The organism is Paraburkholderia sp. (assembly GCF_049581445.1).
GTDB lineage: Bacteria > Pseudomonadota > Gammaproteobacteria > Burkholderiales > Burkholderiaceae > Paraburkholderia.
In genome coordinates this window covers 1-8,803 of record NZ_JBAURZ010000372.1, presented here as the reverse complement: position 1 = coordinate 8,803, position 8,803 = coordinate 1, and the positions used below count along the sequence as shown (strand labels likewise).

9 protein-coding genes are annotated in these 8,803 nt (G+C 60.1%); 3 read left to right on the top strand and 6 right to left on the bottom strand.

The window, feature by feature from the left end:
* The first annotated feature begins 4 nt into the window (after positions 1-4).
* Positions 5-505: a hypothetical protein gene (locus tag WCA85_RS32070; RefSeq protein WP_424069235.1), complete on the top strand. Its 501-nt coding sequence runs from the start codon at positions 5-7 to the stop codon at positions 503-505.
* A 131-nt stretch (positions 506-636) separates the two neighbouring features.
* Here WCA85_RS32070 and WCA85_RS32065 read toward each other — a convergent pair whose 3' ends face one another.
* From WCA85_RS32065 to WCA85_RS32040, 6 genes are all read right to left on the bottom strand, one after another.
* Positions 637-2,190 (bottom strand): 2-isopropylmalate synthase, encoded by a 1,554-nt coding sequence (locus WCA85_RS32065; protein WP_424069232.1) that lies wholly within the window; start codon positions 2,188-2,190, stop codon positions 637-639.
* Between the two features lie 366 nt (positions 2,191-2,556).
* Positions 2,557-3,426 carry a CDP-diacylglycerol--serine O-phosphatidyltransferase gene (gene pssA, locus WCA85_RS32060; RefSeq protein WP_424069230.1) on the bottom strand — a complete coding sequence of 290 codons (870 nt, stop codon included), beginning with the start codon at positions 3,424-3,426 and terminating at the stop codon, positions 2,557-2,559.
* A gap of 23 nt (positions 3,427-3,449) precedes the next feature.
* Positions 3,450-4,094, bottom strand: coding sequence for a phosphatidylserine decarboxylase (locus WCA85_RS32055; protein ID WP_424069228.1), 645 nt, complete (start codon positions 4,092-4,094; stop codon positions 3,450-3,452).
* Positions 4,095-4,225: 131 nt separating this feature from the next.
* Entirely contained in the window at positions 4,226-5,242 is a 1,017-nt protein-coding gene (gene ilvC / locus WCA85_RS32050; RefSeq protein ID WP_117338214.1) for a ketol-acid reductoisomerase, read from the bottom strand.
* A gap of 106 nt (positions 5,243-5,348) precedes the next feature.
* The gene (ilvN, locus tag WCA85_RS32045) at positions 5,349-5,840 is read right to left on the bottom strand and encodes an acetolactate synthase small subunit (protein WP_064272106.1); all 492 of its coding nucleotides are present in this window, start codon (positions 5,838-5,840) and stop codon (positions 5,349-5,351) included.
* Between the two features lie 109 nt (positions 5,841-5,949).
* The gene (locus WCA85_RS32040; RefSeq protein WP_424069225.1) at positions 5,950-7,713 is read right to left on the bottom strand and encodes an acetolactate synthase 3 catalytic subunit; all 1,764 of its coding nucleotides are present in this window, start codon (positions 7,711-7,713) and stop codon (positions 5,950-5,952) included.
* Between the two features lie 352 nt (positions 7,714-8,065).
* Here WCA85_RS32040 and WCA85_RS32035 point away from each other — a divergent pair, with 352 nt between their 5' ends.
* Both WCA85_RS32035 and WCA85_RS32030 read left to right on the top strand, forming a co-directional pair.
* Positions 8,066-8,629, top strand: a complete 564-nt coding sequence (locus tag WCA85_RS32035; RefSeq protein WP_424069223.1) for an RNA polymerase sigma factor — start codon at positions 8,066-8,068, stop codon at positions 8,627-8,629.
* Positions 8,626-8,803, top strand: a 178-nt coding sequence (locus tag WCA85_RS32030; RefSeq protein WP_424069233.1) for a DUF3619 family protein, incomplete at its 3' end; no start/stop codon positions are given. The genes WCA85_RS32035 and WCA85_RS32030, both read left to right, overlap by 4 nt.

Sequence of the window (8,803 nt, the reverse complement as noted above, 5' to 3'; positions counted from 1 at the left end):
GCGCGTGCATCTGCGGCGCGCGGCGCTCGCCTGCCTCGGCACGCTCCTGCTGGCGGGTTGCGCGCAGCCGTGGCAGCAGTTCCAGCAAGGCGAGGACGAAGCCACGATTGTCGCCAAACTGGGGCCTCCGCGCGAAGTCTATGACTTGCCCAACGGCGGCAAACGCCTGATGTGGCCGACCCAGCCCATGGGCGAAACCACCACTGCAGCGGACATCGACGGTGCCGGCAAGATCGTCAACGTGCGCCAGGTGTTACAGCCCAACGAGTTCTACCGGGCTCAAATCGGCACGTGGACCAGGAGCGACGTGCTGGTCAATTTCGGCCGTCCGGAAGAGACCACGTACTTCCCGCTGATGAAGCGCGAGGTGTGGACGTATCGCTATCTGGAAACAAACGTCTGGTACATGATGTACAGCTTCTACTTCGACGATCAGGGCATCCTGAGACTCACGCAGAAGACGCCTGATCCGCTGCACGACCCGGATCGCCGCAACCTCTTCTGAGTGCGCTCGGTGTACCAGACCGTAGAGCGCACCAAGCCGCAGTGGTCAATGCAAAAAAGCCCTCGCCATGACGTGGCGAAGGCTTTTTTTGTGTGCTGCGGCGCGGGTCGCGCCGCCGAACTCACTAGCGCTTAAGGCCCTTCCGAACGCTGCGGATTCAGCTTGTCCGCGTTCGAGTACAGCTTGTTGAGCGCCGAGATGTACGCCTTGGCAGAGGCCGCCACGATATCCGGATCAGTACCGACGCCGTTCACAATCCGCCCACTCTTCGACAGACGCACCGTCACTTCGCCCTGTGCCTGCGTGCCCGTCGTGATTGCATTCACCGAATACAGCAGCAATTCGGAGCCGCTACCCACTTCGGTCTCAATGGCGTTGAGCGTCGCATCCACCGGACCATTGCCGCGCGCTTCGCCAATCACTTCCTTGCCCTCAACCGAAAACACAATCCGTGCGTGCGGCTGCTCGCCGGTCTGCGAACGCTGCGAGAGCGACAGAAATTTGTAGTGCTCGCGCTGCTGGGCTTCTTCGGACTCTTCGGTGACGATCGACATGATGTCTTCATCGAAGATCTCCGACTTGCGGTCGGCCAGTTCCTTGAAGCGCGCAAACGCCGTGTTCAACTCACCTTCGCTTTCGAGCGCGACGCCCAGTTCCTGCAGACGCTGCTTGAATGCGTTGCGGCCGGACAGCTTGCCGAGCACGATCTTGTTGGCACTCCAGCCCACATCTTCAGCGCGCATGATCTCGTAAGTGTCGCGCGCCTTCAGCACGCCGTCCTGGTGGATGCCCGAGGCGTGGGCAAACGCATTCGCGCCCACCACCGCCTTGTTCGGCTGCACGACGAAACCGGTGACCTGTGACACCAGCTTCGACGCCGGCACGATTTGCGTGGTGTCGATACCGAGTTCGAGACCGAAGTAATCCTTGCGCGTCTTCACGGCCATCACGATTTCTTCGAGCGACGTATTGCCCGCGCGCTCGCCGAGACCGTTGATCGTGCATTCCACCTGACGCGCGCCGCCAATCTGCACGCCAGCCAGCGAATTCGCCACGGCCATGCCGAGGTCGTTATGGCAATGCACGGAGAACACCGCCTTGTCCGAATTCGGAATGCGTTCGCGCAGCGTCTTAACCAGTTGACCGTACAGTTCCGGCACGCCGTAGCCGACCGTATCCGCGATATTGATAGTGGTCGCGCCTTCGGCGATCACGGCTTCCAGCACGCGGCACAGGAAATCCAAGTCCGAACGGCTGCCGTCTTCCGGCGAGAACTCCACGTCGTTGGTGAACTTGCGCGCGAACCGCACTGCGAGCTTCGCTTGCTCGAACACCTGATCCGGCGTCATGCGCAGCTTCTTTTCCATATGCAGCGGCGACGTTGCGATGAACGTGTGGATGCGGAAATGATCGGCTGGCTTCAGGGCATCGGCGGCACGCTGGATGTCCTTGTCGTTGGCGCGGGCGAGCGAGCAGACCGTGCTGTCCTTGATCATCGACGCAATCGTGTGGATCGCGTCAAAGTCGCCGTTCGAGCTGGCCGCAAATCCCGCTTCAATGATGTCTACCTTCAACCGCTCCAGTTGACTGGCGATGCGGATTTTCTCTTCTTTCGTCATCGACGCACCGGGCGATTGCTCGCCGTCGCGCAAGGTCGTGTCGAAAATGATCAGTTTGTCTGCCATTTCGGGTCTCCTGTGGGGATTCGTTTAAATAAGGGGATCGAAGAAACACGGAATTCGGGTGTTTGCGCCACCGCAGGCGACGCCAAACAACGAACGAGGCAGACGGAGGGCGAAAACGATCAGCGCGGTAGGCGCGCTAGCGCTAGCACGCATAGCAGCGCGCCGGCTTGAAGAGACTGGAAAGGGAACGTGAAAGTGACCATCCAGCGACTATAGCGGCATTCGCAAAATCCTGCAATTAGCCCCACACCTGCTCCAGGCGGGCGGCCAGCGCGGACGCGGAATGAAAAACGGCAGCCCGGAGGCTGCCGTTTTGAACATAACTGCGTAGCTGAAGCACGCGCATTCAGCCTGACGGCGCGATGCTCAGCGATCCCGCTCCACCGAACGAGCCGGATTGGCCCTGCCGCGCAATATCTGGTAGCCCCAGAACACATAGCCCGACAGACCGTAGAGCACGAACAGGCCGAACAGCATCAACGGCGGATCCGACGACACGAGCACGAACGCGACCACCACCAGCAGAATCACGCCGAACGGCACCCGGTGCCGCACGTCGAGCGCCTTGCCGCTGTAAAACGGCGCGTTCGACACCATCGTCACACCGGCGTAGATGGTCAACACGAACGCCACCCACGGCAGCCAAACGAGCTTGACTGGCACGCGGTTATCAGTGGCGAGCCACACGAAACCGGCGATCAGCGCGGCCGCAGCCGGGCTCGGCATACCCTGGAAGAAGCGTTTGTCGACCACGCCAATGTTAGTGTTGAAACGTGCGAGCCTCAATGCCGCGCCCGAGCAGTAGACGAACGCTGCGAGCCAGCCCCAGCGGCCCAGGTCCTTCAATACCCACTCGTACATGACGAGCGCCGGCGCCACGCCGAACGACACCATATCCGAGAGGCTGTCGAACTGTTCGCCGAACGCGCTCTGCGTGTGCGTCATGCGGGCCACGCGACCATCCATACCGTCGAGCACCATGGCGACGAAGATCGCGATGGCAGCGACCTCGAAACGCACGTTCATGGCCTGCACCACGGCGAAGAAGCCGCAGAACAGCGCAGCCGTGGTAAACGCATTGGGCAGCAGATAGATCCCGCGCTTCCTCAAAAACTGCTGACGCGCCGCGCGGCGGCTATCGATCGGCCCCGGTTCCTGCCCCATCGGCTTGTTGCGGCGGAACGGCCGCGGCTGCGGTGCAGTGTTGTTACGGGGACGACGTTTGAATGCGGCCATCGGAAAACCTCCTTTGTGCCGCTTTACAGTTCGAGTTCAGCAAGAATGGTCGACGAGGCTGAGACTTTTTCCCCGATCGACACGCGCGGACGGCTGCCCACCGGCAGGTACACGTCGACGCGCGACCCGAAGCGGATAAAGCCATAACGCTGGCCGCGCGTGAGCGGTTCGCCCGAACGTACATAGCAAAGAATGCGGCGCGCGATGAGGCCCGCGATCTGCACCGACGTCACGGTATGGCCGGTGGCGGTCTGGATAACCACCGCATTGCGTTCGTTTTCGGTTGAAGCCTTGTCCACGGCTGCGTTCAGATAGGCGCCCGGGAAGTATTCGACCTTCGAAATTGCGCCGTCCACGGGCGAGCGCTGCGAGTGAACGTTGAACACGTTCATGAACACACTGATCTTCAGCGCTTCCCGGTTGGCATACGGATCCTGCGTGGTTTCGACAGCGACGATGCGCCCGTCAGCCGGACACAGCACGGCATTGGCTTGCGTGGGGATGGGACGTGCCGGATCGCGGAAAAACTGCACGACGAAGACGAGCAGCAGCCAGAACAGCCAGGCAAAGCCGAATCCCGCGAAGGCTTGGATCAACAACGCAACGACGGCCGCGATGGCAATAAATGGCCAGCCTTCGCGCGCGATGATCGGATGAGGGTAATTCATGGATTGGCTTCTGTATTTTTGTAAAACCGTAGGATAGCAAAAGCCGCCCAGGGTTCAGCACCCTTGGACGGCTTTTTGCATGACCGACGCCCGGCGCTTGCGCGCCGAGCCGGTCGAGAACGACAACTGGCTTAGTTCTTCGACTGGTCAACCAGCTTGTTCTTCGCGATCCACGGCATCATCGCGCGCAGCTTTGCACCGACCGTTTCGATCTGGTGTTCAGCCGTCAGACGACGACGCGACTGCAACGTCGGCGCGCCAGCACGGTTTTCGATGATGAAGCTCTTGGCATATTCGCCCGTCTGAATGTCGGTCAGCACCTGCTTCATGGCCTTCTTCGTTTCAGCCGTCACGATCTTTGGACCCGTCACGTATTCGCCGTACTCGGCGTTGTTCGAGATCGAGTAGTTCATGTTGGCGATGCCGCCTTCATAGATCAGGTCGACGATCAGCTTCAGTTCGTGCAGGCACTCGAAGTACGCCATTTCCGGCGCGTAGCCCGCTTCCACCAGCGTTTCGAAGCCAGCCTTGATCAGGTCGACCGTACCGCCGCACAGCACGGCCTGTTCGCCGAACAGATCGGTTTCGGTTTCTTCGCGGAAGTTGGTTTCGATGATGCCGGCACGACCGCCACCGTTCGCCGCTGCGTACGACAGCGCGATATCACGTGCTGCACCCGACTTGTCTTGCGCCACTGCGATCAGGTGCGGCACGCCGCCACCTTGCGAGTAAGTGCCGCGCACCGTGTGGCCCGGCGCCTTCGGCGCGATCATGATGACGTCGAGGTCGGCACGCGGGATCACCTGGCCGTAATGCACGTTAAAGCCGTGCGCGAATGCCAGCGCCGCGCCTTCCTTGGCGTTGGCGTGCACTTCCTTGGCATAGACTTCGGCGATCTGCTCGTCCGGCAGCAGCATCATGACGACGTCTGCACCCTTCACGGCTTCCGCCACTTCCTTGACTTGCAGGCCGGCGTTTTCAGCCTTGCTCCACGATGCGCCACCCTTGCGCAGACCAACCGTCACCTTCACGCCGCTTTCGCTCAGGTTCAGCGCGTGTGCATGGCCTTGCGAGCCATAGCCGATGATGGTGACTTGTTTGCCCTTGATGAGGGAGAGGTCCGCGTCCTTGTCGTAGAAAACTTTCATGTCAGTTCCTTGGCTAGATTCAGTGAAATTCAAATAATGCGGGTGTACTGCATGGCCGGGTGGTTGCGGGCACTGCCCGGCCTGGATCGATGGGTCTGGCCCGGCGTCAAACCTTCAGAATGCGCTCGCCTCGGCCGATCCCCGAACTGCCCGTGCGGACGGTTTCGAGAATCGCGGTGGCGTCGATCCCTTCGATGAACGCATCGAGTTTTTCGCTCGCGCCTGTCAGTTCAATCGTGTAGGTCTTCTCAGTGACGTCGATGATGCGGCCGCGGAAAATATCCGACATCCGTTTCATCTCCTCACGTTCCTTGCCGACCGCCCTTACCTTGATCAACATCAGCTCGCGCTCGATATGGGCGCCCTCGGTAAGGTCGACCACCTTCACCACCTCGATCAGGCGGTTCAAATGCTTCGTGATCTGTTCGATCACGTCGTCCGAGCCAATGGAAACGATGGTCATGCGCGACAACGAACGATCTTCGGTCGGAGCCACCGTCAAGGTTTCAATGTTGTACCCGCGTGCGGAAAAGAGGCCGACCACCCGCGAGAGCGCGCCGGGTTCGTTTTCCAGCAGGACGGAAATAATGTGTCTCATGGTTTCGCTTCTTCCAGATGTGTGACGTATGCGAGCCGATGCGCGTCGCTTCGTCCGCTCTCGCCTTTTGTGGAGGCGCGCAGGACGAAGCCAACGCTAGCAATGGTCGTTATAGATCTTCCGAGCCGAGCAGCATCTCAGTGATGCCCTTGCCGGCCTGTACCATCGGCCAGACGTTCTCGGTCGGATCGGTCTGAAAGTCGAGAAACACCGTGCGATCCTTCAGGCGCAGCGCTTCTTTCAGCGCCGGCTCGACGTCCGCAGTCTTGTCAATCCGCATGCCCACGTGGCCGTAGGCCTCGGCCAGCTTCACGAAGTCCGGCAGCGCATCCATGTACGAATGGGAGTAGCGCTTGCTGTATTCGATCTGCTGCCACTGGCGCACCATGCCCAGGTAGCGGTTGTTCAGCGAAATGATCTTGACCGGCGTGTTGTACTGCTTGCAGGTGGACAGCTCCTGAATGCACATCTGGATCGAGCCTTCGCCCGTGATACAGAGCACGTCGTCGTCCGGGTGCGCCATCTTCACGCCCATCGCTGCCGGCAGGCCGAAACCCATCGTGCCGAGACCACCGGAGTTGATCCAGCGGCGCGGCTTGTTGAAGCGATAGAACTGCGCCGCCCACATCTGGTGCTGACCGACGTCCGAACACACGAAGGCATTGCCATCGGTCAGTTCGTACGCCTTCTCCACCACATATTGCGGCTTGATGATTTCGCTCTTGCGGTCGAACTTCAGGCAGTCTTTGGCGCGCCAGGTTTCGATGTCCTTCCACCAGTCGGCAAGCGCCGCAGTGTCCGGGCCATGTTCGGCCGTCTGCAACTGCTCGATCAGTTCCTTCAGCACTTCCTTGACGTCGCCGACGATGGGAATGTCGACCTTGACGCGCTTGGAGATAGAGGACGGATCGATGTCGATATGGATGATCTTGCGCGGCCGCGACGCAAAGTGTGCCGGATCGCCGATCACACGGTCGTCAAAGCGCGCACCGATGGCAATCAGCACGTCGCAGTGCTGCATGGCCATGTTGGCTTCATACGTGCCGTGCATGCCGAGCATGCCGAGGAATTTCTTGTCGCTCGCGCGGTAGCCGCCCAGACCCATCAGTGTATTCGTGACGGGGTAGCCGAGCAGGTCGGCGAACTGGTTCAGTTCGCGCGCCGCATCCGCGAGGATGATGCCGCCGCCGGTGTAGATGTACGGACGCTTCGCGCCGATCAGCAAGGACACCGCCTTGCGGATCTGGCCGGAGTGGCCCTTCGTCACCGGGTTGTACGAACGCAGCGAGACGCTCTTTAACGGCTCGTACTGGCAAGGCATCTTCGACACGTCTTTCGGAATGTCGATCAGCACAGGGCCAGGCCGGCCGGTACGGGCGATAAAAAACGCTTTCTTGACGGTAGCCGCAAGCTCGCGCACGTCCTTCACGAGGAAGTTGTGCTTCACGCAAGGACGCGTGATGCCGACCGTATCGCACTCCTGGAAGGCGTCCTGGCCGATGGCGGCCGTGGGCACCTGGCCACTGATCACCACCAGTGGAATCGAATCCATATAGGCAGTGGCGATGCCGGTCACCGCATTGGTGACGCCGGGGCCGGAGGTCACGAGACATACGCCGACCTTGCCCGTCGAACGCGCATAGGCGTCGGCGGCATGGACTGCGGCCTGTTCGTGGCGCACGAGAACGTGCTGGAACTTGTCCTGCTTGTACAGCTCGTCGTAGATGTAGAGTACCGAGCCGCCGGGATAGCCCCAAACGAACTCGACGTCTTCGTCGGCCAGTGCCTTCATGAGCACGGTGGCGCCGATAGAGTCAGTTTCGGGATGGGAAGTCGTATCCGACGTGGAGAATTCCGCGCTGGGCATATTCATTCATTCACCTTTCGAATTTTCGGCAAAAAATTGATCGGGTGCTCTCTGCCGGGCTTGTGGCTCGGGTTCAAGCGGCGCGTCCAGTTGACAGGTGAGCTTCTTGGGCCACACCTCAATTGAGACAAGTCACTTATGTTGCGAACCGACGACGATATCTGCTGAGGCTGGCGAGGTCAAGGAAATATTTCCGTCACAGTTGCCCGGGTCCCGTCGAAAACATTGCAAAAACCTGTCATAAGTATCGATTCCGCTTCGTGTTTTTCCCCAGCGGGCCGAAAGTTTGTTAGCATCCGCCAGTTTTACGACAATTTCGATCGATTACGCGCACGCTCGCTGCGCAGACCCCCAACGGATGGCATCAGACAAGGAACTCGCCGATTTTCTGGCGGGCGTCGAAAGGCGCGCGTTCAAGCAGACGGTCTACGCCGTGCGGGACGACGACGCCTCGCTCGACATCGTGCAAGACGCGATGATCAAGCTCGCCGAAAAATACGGCGACCGACCAGCAGCCGAACTTCCGCTGCTGTTTCAGCGTATTCTGCAAAATTCCATGCACGACTTTTTTCGTCGGCAGAAAGTACGCAATACTTGGGTTACGCTGTTCTCTTCGCTGGGCAACAGCGAGGACGACGAGTTCGACCCCCTGGAGACATTCGAAGCACAAGAAGGCTCGGTTGGCGCCGAGAGTAGTGAGCAGAAGCTGGAACGCGAACAAGTCTTACAGTTGATTGACGACGAGATCCAAAAATTACCTGCACGTCAACGGGAGGCCTTTCTCATGCGTTATTGGGAAGATATGGATGTCGCTGAGACTGCCGCCGCAATGGGCTGCTCCGAAGGCAGTGTGAAGACGCACTGTTCGCGGGCCACCCACACGCTGGCGCACGCGCTCAAGGCCAAAGGAATCACGCTATGAGCTCCTCTCTCGAAACTAAAGAACTCGAGTTCGCCAGGCAAGTGCGCCGGGCGCTCGACGAAAACGCCGCCAGCATGTCCCCCGCCACCGTCGATCGGCTCGCCGTGGCACGCCGTGCCGCGCTCGCGCGCAAAAAGGCGGAGCCCGTTGCGGTCACTGTGGCCGCTCCCGTGT